This is a genomic window from Pelodictyon luteolum DSM 273, assembly GCF_000012485.1.
Lineage (GTDB): Bacteria > Bacteroidota > Chlorobiia > Chlorobiales > Chlorobiaceae > Chlorobium > Chlorobium luteolum.
In genome coordinates this window covers 365965-380418 of sequence record NC_007512.1, presented here as the reverse complement: position 1 = coordinate 380418, position 14454 = coordinate 365965, and the positions used below count along the sequence as shown (strand labels likewise).

The window sequence follows — 14454 nt, the reverse complement described above, 5'->3', positions numbered from 1 at the left end:
GTATATTTAGGTTTTTGAACCATTCATCCCGACCTCCCATGCAGGTACGCCTCATTGCCCTCACTGCACCGCAAATCAACATAGAGGGCCAAAGCCTTACCGCCGAAGGCCTCATGGCTTACTGTGCGAGGGTATCGAGCCCGCACCAGGAGAGCGCCGACTATGAGAAGCTCCTTGCCTACTGCATCGCACACAAGCACTGGAGCATCTTCGAGATGGCGGACATGACGGTCGAGATCGTGACCTCGCGGGCGATCTCCCCTCAAATCCTCAGACACAGGAGCTTCACGTTTCAGGAATTTTCCATGAGGTATTCGAAGGCCCAGGCGATCGAGCGCTACACGCCGCGCCGGCAGGACAGCAAGAACCGCCAGAACTCGCTCGACGACCTGCCGCCGGAGACCGTGGCATGGTTCGACGAGGCTCAGGAAAGGGTGGCCACGGAGAGCATGGCGCTCTACGAGGCGGCGCTGGAGAAGGGAATAGCCAAGGAGTGCGCCCGTGCGATGCTGCCGCTCGCAACCCAGACGAAACTCTACATGAAAGGCTCGATCCGCAGCTGGATCCACTACCTTGAAGTGCGCACCGATCCGGCGACCCAGAAGGAGCACCGCGACATCGCCCTCGAAATCAGGAAGATCTTCGTCGAGCGCTTCCCCGTCACGGCCTCGGCGCTCGGCTGGAGCTGAGGGGCACCAGCCCCTCGACCCACGCCAGCTGCTTCGGCAGGCAGACGCGATTGAGATCGTAGGTCTCGCGGGCGAAGCGCCGGGCGTTTTCACCGAGGCGCCGGCGGGCGTCCGGATCGTCGAGAAGGGCGCAGGCCTCTTCGGCAAGCCGGCCCTGGTCGAAAAAGTTCACGAGCCGACCCGTCTCGTCATGGTGGATCGCCTCGATGAGCGGCCCCGTGTCGCTGCCGAGGATGGCGCAGCCGCAGCTCATCGCCTCGAGCAGGAGCCTGACGAAGTCCGCATAGGGCACCCTGCCGAGAAAATGGACCCGCTGCCAGTCCGCATCGCCGATCTTCGGGCGAACCTCATCGATAAAGATCCGCTTCCAGCTTTTCCCGTCGGGCGCCTTCGCCCCGTAGCTGACCCCGTCGCCGCCGACGATGAGCACCCGGGCGCCTCTCCGGCGCCTGAGGATCTCCGGCAGGACACGCATGAAGGTGTGGTAGCCCCGGTAAGGCTCGAAGTTGCGGTTGACGAAGGTTACGACCTCGTCCTTCTTTGTCAGCATAAGCCCGCTCCCGAGACGGAGCTTGACTCCGGGATCCGGCGCAAGCCGGGCGGTGTCGATGCCGTCATGGGCGACGGTGATCTTTTCGCGGAACGGCTCCGGGAAGGTGGCGGCCTGCCACTCTGTCGGACTGATGGCCCCGTCAGCCGTTTCGAAGTGCAGCATGTTGTTGAGATTCCTCAGCCTGAGCCGGCAGGCGGCACCCTCGGGATCCGCCTGGGGGAACTCGGGATCGAAACCGACGTCGGCGCCGTGCGCCCGGTAGTAGAACTCGCAGTAGATGCCGAGCTTCGCCTCCGGCCACACCTCCTTGAGGAAGAGGCTCTCGCCCCAGCCATGGTGGGCGACGATGACGTCAGGAGTGTAGCCAGCCGCTTTGAGTTTCATGGCTCTGCGGAAGCAGGCCTCTCCCCGGATCGCCTTCACCTCGAAATCCTTCACCCAGGGATGCGCGTTCTCGGCCATCCCCCTCGTTATGGCGTAGTTCACCACCCTCACCCCCTGCCATTCGGCGGCGTCCATTTTCCTCATGGTCAGCGCCGTCACCGCGTGGCCGCGCCGGACGGGAAAGCAATATAACACATCACATACCGGCCGTCACGCCCTGCCCGCCCATGGCATCGAGTGCAACGGAGTCCATGCGCCTGACTGGCGGGCAATCCGGCGCACCGTTGACTTTGCGGAGAACTCGAGGCCTATGGCGCCAAGCCTCAGGCCATGTATACCTCGGGCAGGTCGTCAAGGAATGAGGATATGCCCATCATCGAGACCTCTTCGAGCACCACATCCGTCGTGAATACCCCCTCGGGAGCGGTGTCTGCCGGGAGAGCGGAAGCGAGGGCATCGTCCGACTCGGAAGACGGGTCTCCGGTCGCGGCCGCAATGAGCGAGTCAAGGGACTGGGCGGAGGTGGAGATGATCTCCTCAAGCTGGTCGAGAGTCCAGTCGGAAGCGAAGTCGGCCTGTGCATCAAGCAGCAGTGCCGCGACACCGGAAACGTACGGCGTCGCCATCGACGTGCCGCTCATTATGGCGTAGGAGTCGTCCAGGTAGGTACTGTAGACGCTCACGCCCGGCGCCACGACATAATCGTACGGATCGACGCTTCCCGCATCGTTGCTGAAGTACGCAACCGATCCGTCGCTGTCGATCGCGCCCACGGCTATTCCGCCCTCCGTTTCCGCAAGAACCGCCGGGTAGGTCGGGCTCGAAAGGCCATCGTTTCCTGCGGCCATGCTGACGATGACGCCGCTGTCGAAGGCGTACTCGAGCGCAAGCACCAGATCGAGCGAGACGGCGTCATACGCCCCAAGGGAAAGATTGATGACATCTGCGCCGTTGTCCACAGCATAGTATATGCCTGAGGAGACGTCAAGGAAGGTTCCGGTTCCTTCCGCATCGAGCACCTTCACCGCCATTATGGACGCATCGTAGGCCACCCCCGTCACACCGATGTCGTCATAGAGGCCGGCGATGATCCCCGAGACATGGGTCCCGTGGCCATTGTCATCGAAGGCGTATCCGTCGTCGTTGACGAAGTCGTAACCGAAAATGTCATCGACATACCCGTTGCCGTCGTCATCGATCCCGTTTCCCTCGATCTCAAGCGTATTGATCCAGATGTTGTCGTACAGGTCGCTGTGGAAGTAGTTGACGCCGGTATCGATGACAGCGACGACGATACCTTCTCCGGTATAGCCGGCCTGCCACGCATCGGGTGCATCGATCAGGTTCAGCCCCCAGTCCCATACGCCATAGCCGTCGCCGAAAAGGTCCGCATCGGCGAGAGCCGTTCCGGTGGCAAGCTCGATGGCGGCTGCAGCGTCGACCATACCGTATCCGGATACCGGATCCCACGACGGGGCATCGAAACCCGTCGTGAAGTCATAGGCATCGGTCCCCACGTAGCTGTTCCCGGCAAGATCGGTTACCGCACCATCCCCGATCGCGAGATAATAATGGGTGGCGGCATCGAGATCGAACGACGGATCGATCGTCAGGACATTCCCATCAAACGACACCTGGCTGCCGTCGGTGACGTCGAATCCGTATATCAGCTCACCGGCCGGCGAATCTGCATGCAGCTCGATCAGCCCGCTGCCGGCGCTTACCGCCTCGCTGAAGGTGATGGTGATGTTTGCGTCCGTATCCACATCGAGGCTCCCGTCGGCGGGACTGAACGCCGTAACCGTCGGGGCGGTGGCATCCGCCAGGGAGATCGTGGTGAAGTCGTATGATGAGGTGCCGACATAGGCGTTGCCCGCCAAATCGGTGACTGCGCCGAACCCGATGGTGAGATAATAGTGGATATCGGCATCGAGATCGAACGACGGGTCGATCGTCAGGACATTTCCTGCGAACGACACCTGGCTGGTATCGGATACGTCAAAAGTATAGAGCAGTTCCCCTGTGGCCGAGCCGGCGTGAAGTTCTATCAGGCCACTGCCGGCCGCAACCGACTCGCTGAAGGTCACGACGACATCCGCATCGAGGGCTACATTCAGGCTGCCGTCCGACGGGCTGAACGCCAATACCTCGGGAGCGACCCTGTCGACCCTGCGGCCTGCGCCACCTGGAGTGAAATCCGTATCGATCGACCCGGGCCCGTGCCGGTCGTCATCACTGATTCTGGAGAGGGGTTCAAGCACATCATACAGGCTGTCATAGGCATGGCTTCCGAACCGCGAAAGCAGTTCAGCATCGTTCCCCAGGGACAAGGGGGACTGCTGTCCGGGAAAATGCTGTTCTCTGTGCTGCTGGAGGATACTGGCGGGGGTACTCTTTTTCATAACCGTACTGCTTGGGTTATCGGAAGCATCACGTATCGGCTTCCTTTCCTTGAAGATAACGATAGTGCGCGATGTTGTCGCAAAAAAACATCAGACCTTCAGCGGCTGCCAGTCGGCAGAAGCACGCATCGCTGCCGGTACTGCCTCTATCCCCTCGGCCATCGGCCACGATTCGCCTTCCGCATGACAGATGACGAAAAGACGGTCGAGCTCGAGCATCAGTACCTGGATATGAATGAATGGCAGCTCAAATGCATCGAGGAGGGACTTGAGGACAGAGAGCCGGCAGGTACATCGACAACGACACTCTTATCAAGAAACTGGAGCGGCGCATTGCAGATAGTGTGGACTGAAAGGGCGCTGCTGCGCCTTGCTGAAATAGAGGCCTACAGTTCAAACAGGACAGCGAACGCGCCGCACTACAAACAGTACTGAAGCTGGTAACGAAGGTCAAGGAGCAGCTGGCACACTACCCCGGCAGAGGAAAACCCGGTCGCCCTTACGGAACACGAGAGCTCGATTTTTCAGACCTGCCCTACCTTATAGTCTACATGGCAGATGCTGACAGGGTACTGGTTCTTGCGGTGTTCCATACCGCCCAGCACGCCCCCAATCCGTAAGACCAGTCGTCCATCATCCATCATCCGCTCCAAAACGGAAAAGCCCCGTTCGGCACACATGCTCCGAACGGGGCTAACTGGTTTATGGCCATTCCAGGGGAGCTCCTGTTCAGCCCTCCACGCGCATCATCGCAAGCGTCTTTGCGAGGCGCTGCTTGAGCTCCTTACGGTGGACGATCATATCCACGAACCCGTGTTCCTGCAGGAACTCGGCGCGCTGGAACCCTTCAGGAAGGTCGCGTTTGATGGTGTCGCGGATGACACGCGGGCCGGCAAACCCGATAAGGGCCTTGGGCTCGCTGATGTTGAGGTCACCGAGCATGGCGAAGGATGCGCTTATGCCGCCCATGGTGGGGTCGGTCATGAGGGATATGAATGGGAGCCTGTTCTCGCCGAGGCGGGTGAGGCGTGCGGCGGTCTTTGCCATCTGCATGAGGCTGAAAGCGCCCTCCATCATGCGCGCACCTCCCGACTGAGAGATGACGATAAGCGGAGCGTTGAGCTCGATCGCCTTGTCGGCTGCGCGCGAAATCTTCTCGCCGACAACCGAACCCATCGAGCCGCCGATGAACCCGAAGTCCATGGCCGATATGACGAGGTCGGCGCCGGCACTTTTGCCGAAGGCGTTGCGGCAGGCTTCCGTCTTGCCGCTCTTCTCTATGGTGTCGTGCACCCGGTCGGGATACTTCTTGGTATCAACGAAGGTGAGGGGGTCGGCTGCGCGCAGGCAGTCGTCGAACTCGGTGAACTCTTCGTTGTCGAACAGGATGGAGAAGTAGCGGTAGGGGGAGATGCGGAAATGATGGCCGCACTCGTTGCAGGTGTTGAGGTTCTCCTCAAGCTGGCGGCGGTGGAGCATGGCGCCGCAGTCTTCGCATTTCGACCAGAGCCCTTCGGGAACATCGCGCCTGTCGGTAGTGCGTATAAAGGGTTTTACCCGTTTGAACCAGACCATCTTTACAATTAGGGCTAAAGGTTATACATTAGGATACAAGATATACTGTCGGCACGACAAACTCAAACGCGTCCTTCACGATCCCCCGGTCTGAAGCCGATGAACACGGAGCGCACCACTTGCTGAACCTGAGACCCCTCCTCCTTTCCCTCGCTCTGGCGGCTGTTCTCTGTGCGTCCGGCCCTCCGGGGCCATCCTGTGCCGAAGGAAGGACCCTTACCGTCTGGCCCGACACCCTCAGCGTTCCCTCCCGGCGCTATCTGCTCACCCCCGCCATGCGCCCCTTCAGGAAAACTGTCGGCCTTGCGCTGTCGGGCGGCGGGGCCAACGGCATATCGCAGATCGGCGTCCTGAAGGCACTCGAAGAGGAACAGGTACCCATCGACCATATCGCAGGCACCAGCATGGGCGCCGTCATCGGCGGCCTTTACAGCTGCGGCTACACCCCTTCGGAACTTCAGGCCATCGCCCACAGCCTGCCCTGGCAGTCTATCGTCACCATCGGCAACGACGACTACTCCCGCTCGAACGTATTTCTCGAGCAGCAGCGGGTCCGCGACCGCTCCACCGTCGCCATCCGCTTCGACAAACTGAAACTTGTCATTCCGCGCTCGCTCAATTCAGCGCAGGCATTGACAGAAACACTCGACCTCCTCGTAATCAACGCCCTCTACCCGGCCTCAGGCGACTTCAATGAGCTGCCCGTCCAGTTCAGGGCGGTAACGACCGACCTCGTCACGGGCCGCCGCGTCACCCTTTCCTCCGGCTCGCTCTCCGAAGCCATGCGGGCAAGCAGCACCATACCGGTGCTCTTCTCCCCCATCCGCCGCGGTTCAGAGGAACTGGTGGACGGCGGACTTGTGGCCAACCTGCCGGTCGACGAGCTCGACGCATTCGATGCAGGCTACAGGATCGCCGTCGACACCCACGGCAGCATGTACGCCACAGGCCGCGAGCTCGACCTGCCATGGAAAGCCGCCGATCAGGCGATGACCATCCTCACCAAGCTGCAGTACCCCGCACAGCTCGAACGGGCCGACATCGTCATTGCGCCCGACCTTGAAGGCCGGATGGCCACAGACTTTTCGGACATAGACGGGCTCGTCAAGGTTGGCTACCAGAAGGGAAAGGTACTGGCCGGCACCATCAAGCGAAGCATCGCCGAGGGCGAGGGGAGAAGTGCCCCGTCTCCCATCAAAGGATGGCGCAAAGAAGTGCAGTTCCCGGAAGAAAGCGCGGAGTACATCGAACACTACCGCATAGTATCGGGAATCGTGCGAAATGCCACCGATACCAGGATGGCACTCCGCGAACTGCTCGAAACTGACCTCTTCACAAGGGTGTGGGCGGAACTCGACAGCCGGAGGAAGCGGGTGGTGTTCCATCTTGTACCGCTGCCCGCCATACGTCAGGTGCGCATCAGCGGAGGGCCGACGGGCGTGCTCTCATTCGATGAACAGGCCGCATGCTTCGCGCCGGTAATGGAGAGGGTATACACCAACCGGGCGGGCACCCTGGCGCTTGAGAATCTGGTGCGGGCTTATCGGCAGAAGGGTTACGTCTTCGTGAACCTGAAATCTCCTTCACTTTCCGGAGGTACCATCTCTGTCGCCCTCACCTCCGGCAAAGCCGGCTCCATCGTCATCTCGCAGGACCGCAACATCACGGGTCCGACCCCGGTACAGCGCGAGATCAAGATTGACACTTCAAGGGCCGTAATCTATGGCAAAGCGAAGGAATCGGTCGAGAACCTCTATGAGACAGGAGTGTTCAGCCGGGTGTCGCTTGCGGCCGAGCAGCCCGACCCGGACGATGAACACCTGCAGAGCGCGCTCCTCAAGTTCACGCTCGACGAAAAGCCTGCAACGGTTCTCCGCATAGGCCTGCGTTACGATGAAACCAGCAACGCGCAGTTCCTGCTCGATTACCGCAACGAAAACCTCTGGGGCTCAACCAGCTCGCTCGGCGGCTGGCTCAAGACAGGAACAAAGAACAACGTGGTGAACCTCGAGTTCAACATGCCGCGCATTGCCGCCACGAACCTGACCATGTCGTCCCGCGCGTTCTATGACCAGCACGGATTCGACCACTCCAGCATTACCTTCGACAAGGAGTTCCTCGCCGACCTGTCGGAGCGGACCGGCACCTACAACATCGAACGCTACGGCATCTCGACGGCATTCGGCACCCGCCTGAAGAAAAACGGAAAGCTGATAGTCGATGCGACCTTGCAGAGCGTCCGTTCGGAAAACGAGACAGAAAACGGCGTGCCGCTACAAACCGGAAAAGCAGAGCTCGTCACCCTCGGAACCCAGCTGAGCATCGACTCCCGAGACAGCCCGCTCATCCCGACGACAGGAAGCCTCAGCAACCTGCGCTATTCAGCCACCCCCGTGACCCTCGACAACGAGGAGCTGTTCTGGCAGCTCTCCGGCAACCATGAAGAGAACATCCCGGTAGCGCCGCGTACCACCCTGCAGCTTTCGGGGATGTTCGGGGTGAGCAGCGGCCATGTGCCGCTCTCGGAACAGTTTTTTCTCGGCGGTCCCGGGACGGCCTACAGCCGGCGGTTCATCGGCCTGAAGGAGAGCGCGCTGCCGGGCAACAACATGGCGGCTGCCGGCGTACAGCTGCAGTACAGCCCTCCCGGTGATATCATCTTTCCAACCTCCCTCCGGCTGATTTACAACGCAGGCAATGTTTGGGACCGCCGGGAGGACATCGCTCTGGCACAGCTCATACACGGCATCGGAACGAGCCTCGTCTGGGCGACACCCATCGGGCCTGCCCGTTTCACCATCTCCAAGGCATTCTCGTTCATGAGAAATGCCGAAGACAAGGAATCTTCCAACCTGCGCTTTGCCGATACGGTCTATTACTTCAGTCTCGGCCATGACTTCTGAACCGGTGGACACCATGAAAAAACAGGACAGGCGACCAGAAATACTGGTATGCAACGATGACGGCATCGAGGGCGAAGGCATCCACGTGCTTGCCGCTTCTATGAAGAAGCTCGGCAATGTGACGGTGGTGGCACCGGCCGAACCGCACAGCGGCATGAGCCACGCCATGACCCTCGGCGTGCCGCTCCGCATCCGGGAATTCCGGCGCAACAACCGGTTTTTCGGCCACACCGTATCCGGAACGCCGGTCGACTGCATCAAGGTGGCCTTGAGCCACATCATGAAAGTGAAGCCCGATCTTATCGTATCGGGCATCAACTACGGCAGCAACACCGCCATGAGTACCCTCTACTCCGGCACTGTCGCAGCAGCGCTTGAAGGGGCGATACAGGGCGTCACCTCGCTGGCATTCTCGCTGACGACCTACGAACACGCCGATTTCACCTACGCAGGAAAGTTCGCCAGGAAACTTGCACGTAAAGTGCTGCAGGAGGGTCTGCCGGAAGACACCATCCTTTCGGTCAACATCCCCAATGTCCCCGAAGCGGACATCCAGGGAGTCCGTATCACCGGCCAGGGCCGGTCGCGCTGGTCGGAAGACGCAATAGAGCGAAACGACATGTACGGCAACCCCTACTACTGGCTCAACGGCACCCTCATGCTGCTCGACGAAGGGATGGAAAGCGATGAGTTCGCCGTACGCAGGAACTTCGTCACCCTCACCCCTCTCTCGTGCGATTTGACCCGGCACGGGTTCAGAAGCACCCTTGAACAATGGAAACTGAAAAAATAGGCCGGTGAATACCTTTCTTCTCGATTACAACACCATACTGACCCCGAAAAAAGGGTTCCCGAAGCTTTTCAGGGACTACACCTCTGAAGGCTCACAGCGCGACAGCCTGCTCGGGCGATGCTTCCACCTCGATGACCGCAAAGAGGCGGACTACTACCGCCAGCTCGGACTGCTCGCATCACGCCGCTTCCAGCGCGACAGTCTTGTCGATATGCTGCAGACACAGAACCGCCGGTTCGGGGGCGGCGAAGTGCGGGAGCGGGAGATTGAAAAACTGCGGTCCCCGCGCTGCATGGCGGTGGTGACCGGCCAGCAGCTCGGCCTCTTCACGGGGCCGCTCTACACCATCTACAAGGCCCTCAGCGCCGTGGTATTCGCTGAGCGCCAGAAAGCCCTCTTTCCCGAGTATGACTTCGTGCCGGTATTCTGGCTTGAGGGTGAAGACCACGACTATGACGAGCCGGCACACACGGCGATCTTTTCAGGCAGCGGACTCACCCATTTCCGGCCGGAAACCAACCGCCGTCTTCCGGACCAGATGGTCGGCAGCACCTGTTTCGACGCTTCGATCCAGAACACCCTCGAAGCGTTCCTCGACATGCTCCCGCCCTCCGACTACCGTGAGGAGGTGGCCACGATCCTCAGGGAGTGCTACTTCCCCGGCAACACCTTCGAAGGGGCCTTTGCCTCGATGCTGTTGCGCCTCATGCCCAAAGAGCCCCTCATACTGCTCTCCAGCTTTGACCCCGCCTTCAAGCGTATGGCTGCAGGGGTGTTCACCAGAGAGATAGAAACAGCACCAGCCAGTTCATACAATGTTGTAGCCCAGAGTTCGACTCTCGAAGAGCTAGGATACGGGGCCCAGACCAAACCTCGGGCGGTCAACCTCTTTCACCTGAACCAGCACGGCCAGCGTCAGAAAATCGAGCACCCCTCTCCCGACCTCTTCACCCTCGCCGGAGAGAGCCGGCAGTACTCCCGGCACCAGATGCTCGAGCTTGTCAGCGACCACCCCGAACGCTTCAGCCCCAACGTGGTGCTCCGCCCCATCGTGCAGGACACGGTGCTTCCGACCTTCGCATACGTGGCGGGCCCAGGCGAGATCAGCTACCTGGCACAGTACCGCAGGAACTACGAGCACTTTGGCATCACCATGCCGTTCATCGTCCCGCGGGGGAGCTTTACGCTCGTCGAGCCCAAGATCAGCCGCATCATGGACCGCATGCTGCAGGTGACGGGCAGGCCGGGGTTTTCACGCAAGCAGATTTATGCGGCAGTGTTCAGCGACCTTGAAGGGATGAAGAAGAAGGCGGTTGAAACCGCCGAGAACCGCTCGCTGGAACCCCTGTTCCAGGAGGCAAGAGAGGAGATCCAGCGCGCACTCGACAGGCTCCTGCCGACACTTTCAAAAATCGATCCGACCCTCGAGCCGATGCTCGGAGCCTCAAAGGCGCAGGCGGAAAAGATTGTGGAAAACATCGAACAGAAAACATGGAAGGCGGGGCGGAGGAAGCACGAGGAGCTGCTTGAGCAGATCCTGAAGGCGGAAACGGCGCTCTTTCCGGAAGGCGGGCCGCAGGAGCGGCTCCTGAACATATGCTACTTCCTGAACAAGTACGGAACAGGCCTCATCGGCACCCTCAAAGAGCAACTGCAGGGGCACTCGAGCGAATCGCACATCATCCTGGAACTGTAGGTGCAGTCCCCTACTCGGTGCCGCAGACCGCCTGGCCGTCGCCCGACTCCCTGCTCAGGATCTGGCAGCACTTGCAGACCATGAACCGGAGCTCTTCAGGCACAACCCCGTCCTGAAGCTTTTTGGCCGCAACCTTGATCTCCTGGCGGTAGACCTTGGTTTTCGATACCTGCAGGCCGCGCTTGCGGTGGATGTACTGCGACACCGCCGCGGGAGTCACGCCAAGGAGCTTGGCGGCCTGCGACTGGGTCATGCCGGTTTTAACCAGTTCTATTGCAAGATCGGCCCGGATCTGCGGCAGGTTGTACCAGACCGCTTTTTCACAGGGAAATATCACGATGACGAGTATCTAATAGTTGAATTCGAAAACACATACCAAAACGCACCCTCATGAGACCAACACTCCGTTCCGCCGCAGGCTGGGCTGTGCTCGCCCTCATGCTGATGCAGTTCATTCCGCTCGGCCGCCTGAACCCCGAGCCGCATCTCTCGATCAAGGCCCCTGCCCCGATCCTTCAGGCCCTCGGCAAAGCCTGTTATGACTGCCACTCATACCGGACCCGCTGGCCGAGGGCAGCGTATGTTGCACCGGCCTCATGGCTCATCGTGCACAGCGTCCGAAGCGGCCGTGAAGCACTGAACTTTTCCGACTGGAACAGATCCCTGATGCAGCAGAGTGATTCGCTACGGAACACCATGATGAAAGTGGTTATGAAAGGTAGCAGACACCAGCCAATGTACTACATACTGAACCCCGAGTCAAGGCTTACCGCCCGCGAAGAAGGTGCCCTCGTCACATGGCTGAAAGCCACGGCCATTCAACACTGAACGAACGCCGGCAGCTCTCTAAAAATTCAGCGAATAGCCTTCCGGGTAGAAGGTCCTGATGATGGGGAGTACCTCTTCCGGGGTATCGACGAGGTAGATGAAACCGAGGTCCGGCGGAGAAATGAAGCCGTGATCACGGAGCATCGTATCGCATATCCATCGGTAGAGCCCATCCCAGTATGATTTCCCTACCAATATAACAGGAAATCTCGCACTTTTCCCCGTCTGGATCAGGGTGATGGCCTCGGAAACCTCATCAAGTGTCCCGAACCCGCCCGGAAGAGCGACGAATGCCTGTGAGTATTTGAGGAACATGACTTTACGCACAAAAAAATACTGGAACCCGACGAGGCGGCCGGGATCGATGTAGGAATTGGGGGTCTGCTGGTTCGGCAGCTTGATGTTGAAGCCGATGGAACTGCCGCCCGCCTCCTGCGCCCCGCGGTTGGCCGCCTCCATCACTCCCGGCCCTCCGCCGGTCACCACCGCCAGACCCTCTTCAGCAAGCAGACTGCCCATCCGGCGTGCCTGCCGGTACTCCTCACTCCCCTCAGCAACACGGGTAGAGCCGAACACGCTGACGGCCGGCCCGGCGTCCGACATTATCTCGAAACCGCTGACAAACTCCGCCATGATCTTGAAGACCCGCCAGCCGTCAACCATGAAGTCGCCCTCGTGGCCATTGGCGGGCAGCGGCGGAGGCAGTGGGGACGGTGTCCTGCCGCCGGGCGGCGGAGGTTCTGGTTTCGGGTCCATGGCCTCAGCGTGAGAGTTCAAGGAAATTCCTGATGATCTTCATGCCCTCGCCGGTCATGATCGACTCGGGGTGGAACTGGACGCCGTAGAGACGAAGCGCTGTGCTGTCCATCCCCATGATGACGCCGTCCTCAGTCCATGCCCGGACGGTCAGCTCCTTCGGGAGGCTCTCCTTTTCAACGATCAGCGAGTGGTAGCGGGTGGCCGGAAAGGGGTTCAGGAGATTGCGGAACACCCCTTCGCCGTCGTGATAAACCTCGGAGGTCTTGCCGTGCATGATCTCGCGGGCCCTGACCACCCTGCCGCCGAGGGCTGCACCGATCGACTGGTGGCCGAGGCAGACGCCGAAAAGCGGAATCCGGCCCTTAAGGGCGTGGATGAGAGGAACCGATATGCCGGCGTCATCCGGCGTACCGGGGCCGGGAGAGATGACAATTCCCCGGGGAGCCATGGAGAGGACATCCTCCACCGAAATCTCGTCATTGCGGAAGACAGAGACCTCTGCACCGGCTTCACCGATGTACTGGACAAGGTTGTAGGTGAACGAATCGTAGTTGTCGATGACAAGGATCATGCAGAACGATGCTTATGAATGTTAAACGGATACTGAATGGAGACCCGTCGCAGAGGCGGCGGAACGGAACATGGCCTCGTACTCGGGGCCTGCCGCAACATTCCGGCGCGCCATGGCCGTCCGGGCTGTCTGGAAGGCCCGGTCGACCTCATGGGGAATGAATCCGCCGCTGCCGCCCCATGCGAAGGAAGGGATCTCCTTCGGGGGAAATCCGGCACCGAAGATGTTGCAGCCATAGCCCGCAACGGTCCCCGTGTTGAAGAGGGTGCCGATCGACGAGCGGCAGTGCTCCGCCATCATGAGACCGAGGAACCTGAGTCCGGTCTCTTCTTCCCGTCCGCCGCAGAGGATCCGGACAGGGCCATAGTTGTTTTTCAGGTCCGAGGTGGTGGTGCCGGCTCCAAGGTTGCACCAGGAAGAGATGTAGGAGTGGCCGAGGAACCCGTCATGCTGCTTGTTTGCGAACGGCTCGATGAGGGAGTCCTCAACCTCGCCGCCGACTTTCGAGCCGGTGCCGATGGAGACGTTGCTGTACACCCTCGCCGCTGCCTTCACCCGGCATCCGGCGCCGGCATACACGTTTTCTGTAACGAGTGCCAGCGGTTCCACAACGGCACCCGGCCCGACGGCGACGAATCCTCCATCGGCATCAAGCACCGCGCCAGCTCTGACGACCGCCCCGGGGGCGACCCAGGTTGCAGAAGGATCCGTTATGACTGCTGAAGGGTGCACATCGCCGTCAATGCGGCCTAGCGGCAGAGACTCCGCATCACGGAGCAGTTCTCCCGGGTGCATTGCGACCGGATCCCAGAGGTTCGAGAGGAGCCTGAACCCCTCGACCCGCTCAATGCTCAGACCCTCAGCAAGCCGGCGGCTGTCGATAAGGTCCGGCAGGGATCCATCCGTTTCGGCAATGAGGCTCGGTTTTATGCGGGCAAAGAGCACTTCACCGTCCTGCATCGAGGCAGTTCCGGGGGTGAATGCACCTGCTTCAATGAGCGCCCCGGTCACAGCGTCACAGACGAGCCTGCCGTTCACAAGAAGGATATCATCCTCCATGAGGATGTTCACAGGAGCTGCTGGATACGCCATGGCGTACCACCGGGCCAGACGACGGCGCATATGGAAGGTGAAAGAGACCCCGGGAGCGTAGTGTTCGAATTTTTCCCGAAGGGTACGAAAGCCGGTCGCAAGACCGTAGACAGGCTTGAGCCCCGCAAGGGGCATAAGCCGTTCGGCCAGTGCATCTTCAAATACAAGGATCTGCATGATAGCTCGATCGATACCATTGGATTCAGCGG

General features: G+C 60.3%; 15 protein-coding genes. 8 read left to right on the top strand and 7 right to left on the bottom strand.

Annotation, left to right across the window (positions count from 1 at the left end; translation table 11 throughout):
- Nucleotides 1–38: 38 nt before the first annotated feature.
- A complete protein-coding gene (thyX, locus tag PLUT_RS01895; protein ID WP_041463733.1) occupies nt 39–689 on the top strand; it encodes an FAD-dependent thymidylate synthase in 651 nt (216 codons plus the stop codon).
- Here thyX and PLUT_RS01890 read toward each other — a convergent pair.
- Together PLUT_RS01890 and PLUT_RS11025 are read right to left on the bottom strand one after the other, a co-directional pair.
- Nucleotides 661–1785, bottom strand: coding sequence for a glycosyltransferase (locus PLUT_RS01890; protein WP_275245705.1), 1125 nt, complete (start codon nt 1783–1785; stop codon nt 661–663). The two genes, thyX and PLUT_RS01890, sit on opposite strands and share 29 nt — an antisense overlap.
- Before the next feature lie 164 nt (nt 1786–1949).
- Complete coding sequence (locus PLUT_RS11025; protein ID WP_011357127.1) at nt 1950–4028, bottom strand: S8 family serine peptidase; 2079 nt, start codon at nt 4026–4028, stop codon at nt 1950–1952.
- Nucleotides 4029–4077: 49 nt separating this feature from the next.
- Between PLUT_RS11025 and PLUT_RS11635 the strand changes: the two genes are divergently transcribed.
- From PLUT_RS11635 to PLUT_RS12115, 3 genes are read left to right on the top strand one after another with little or no spacing between them, the layout of a single operon-like run.
- Nucleotides 4078–4215 (top strand): hypothetical protein, encoded by a 138-nt coding sequence (locus PLUT_RS11635; protein WP_157858114.1) that lies wholly within the window; start codon nt 4078–4080, stop codon nt 4213–4215.
- Entirely contained in the window at nt 4212–4463 is a 252-nt protein-coding gene (locus PLUT_RS01880; RefSeq protein WP_041463732.1) for a hypothetical protein, read from the top strand. Before PLUT_RS11635 ends, PLUT_RS01880 begins: the two co-directional genes overlap by 4 nt.
- Nucleotides 4460–4648, top strand: coding sequence for a type II toxin-antitoxin system RelE/ParE family toxin (locus tag PLUT_RS12115; protein ID WP_081423703.1), 189 nt, complete (start codon nt 4460–4462; stop codon nt 4646–4648). Before PLUT_RS01880 ends, PLUT_RS12115 begins: the two co-directional genes overlap by 4 nt.
- Nucleotides 4649–4757: 109 nt before the next feature.
- Here the strand turns inward: PLUT_RS12115 and accD are convergent, their stop codons facing one another.
- Nucleotides 4758–5603 (bottom strand): acetyl-CoA carboxylase, carboxyltransferase subunit beta, encoded by an 846-nt coding sequence (accD, locus tag PLUT_RS01875; RefSeq protein WP_011357126.1) that lies wholly within the window; start codon nt 5601–5603, stop codon nt 4758–4760.
- A 275-nt stretch (nt 5604–5878) separates the two neighbouring features.
- Here accD and PLUT_RS01870 point away from each other — a divergent pair, with 275 nt between their 5' ends.
- The 3 genes from PLUT_RS01870 to bshC are packed head-to-tail and all read left to right on the top strand — an operon-like array spanning nt 5879 to nt 10995.
- On the top strand, nt 5879–8506 hold the full coding sequence (locus PLUT_RS01870) for a BamA/TamA family outer membrane protein (RefSeq protein WP_011357125.1): 2628 nt from the start codon (nt 5879–5881) through the stop codon (nt 8504–8506).
- Between the two features lie 13 nt (nt 8507–8519).
- On the top strand, nt 8520–9299 hold the full coding sequence (surE, locus tag PLUT_RS01865; protein WP_011357124.1) for a 5'/3'-nucleotidase SurE: 780 nt from the start codon (nt 8520–8522) through the stop codon (nt 9297–9299).
- 4 nt (nt 9300–9303) lie between these two features.
- Nucleotides 9304–10995: a bacillithiol biosynthesis cysteine-adding enzyme BshC gene (gene bshC / locus PLUT_RS01860; protein WP_011357123.1), complete on the top strand. Its 1692-nt coding sequence runs from the start codon at nt 9304–9306 to the stop codon at nt 10993–10995.
- A 10-nt stretch (nt 10996–11005) separates the two neighbouring features.
- Here the strand turns inward: bshC and PLUT_RS01855 are convergent, their stop codons facing one another.
- Nucleotides 11006–11332, bottom strand: a complete 327-nt coding sequence (locus tag PLUT_RS01855) for a transcriptional regulator (protein ID WP_011357122.1) — start codon at nt 11330–11332, stop codon at nt 11006–11008.
- A 53-nt stretch (nt 11333–11385) separates the two neighbouring features.
- Here PLUT_RS01855 and PLUT_RS01850 point away from each other — a divergent pair, with 53 nt between their 5' ends.
- On the top strand, nt 11386–11823 hold the full coding sequence (locus tag PLUT_RS01850; RefSeq protein WP_011357121.1) for a heme-binding domain-containing protein: 438 nt from the start codon (nt 11386–11388) through the stop codon (nt 11821–11823).
- A gap of 18 nt (nt 11824–11841) precedes the next feature.
- Here the strand turns inward: PLUT_RS01850 and PLUT_RS01845 are convergent, their stop codons facing one another.
- From PLUT_RS01845 to PLUT_RS01835, 3 genes are read right to left on the bottom strand one after another with little or no spacing between them, the layout of a single operon-like run.
- Complete coding sequence (locus tag PLUT_RS01845; RefSeq protein ID WP_011357120.1) at nt 11842–12579, bottom strand: TIGR00730 family Rossman fold protein; 738 nt, start codon at nt 12577–12579, stop codon at nt 11842–11844.
- Between the two features lie 4 nt (nt 12580–12583).
- On the bottom strand, nt 12584–13153 hold the full coding sequence (locus PLUT_RS01840) for an aminodeoxychorismate/anthranilate synthase component II (protein WP_011357119.1): 570 nt from the start codon (nt 13151–13153) through the stop codon (nt 12584–12586).
- 21 nt (nt 13154–13174) lie between these two features.
- Nucleotides 13175–14422: a GlmU family protein gene (locus tag PLUT_RS01835; RefSeq protein WP_011357118.1), complete on the bottom strand. Its 1248-nt coding sequence runs from the start codon at nt 14420–14422 to the stop codon at nt 13175–13177.
- Nucleotides 14423–14454 lie beyond the last annotated feature (32 nt).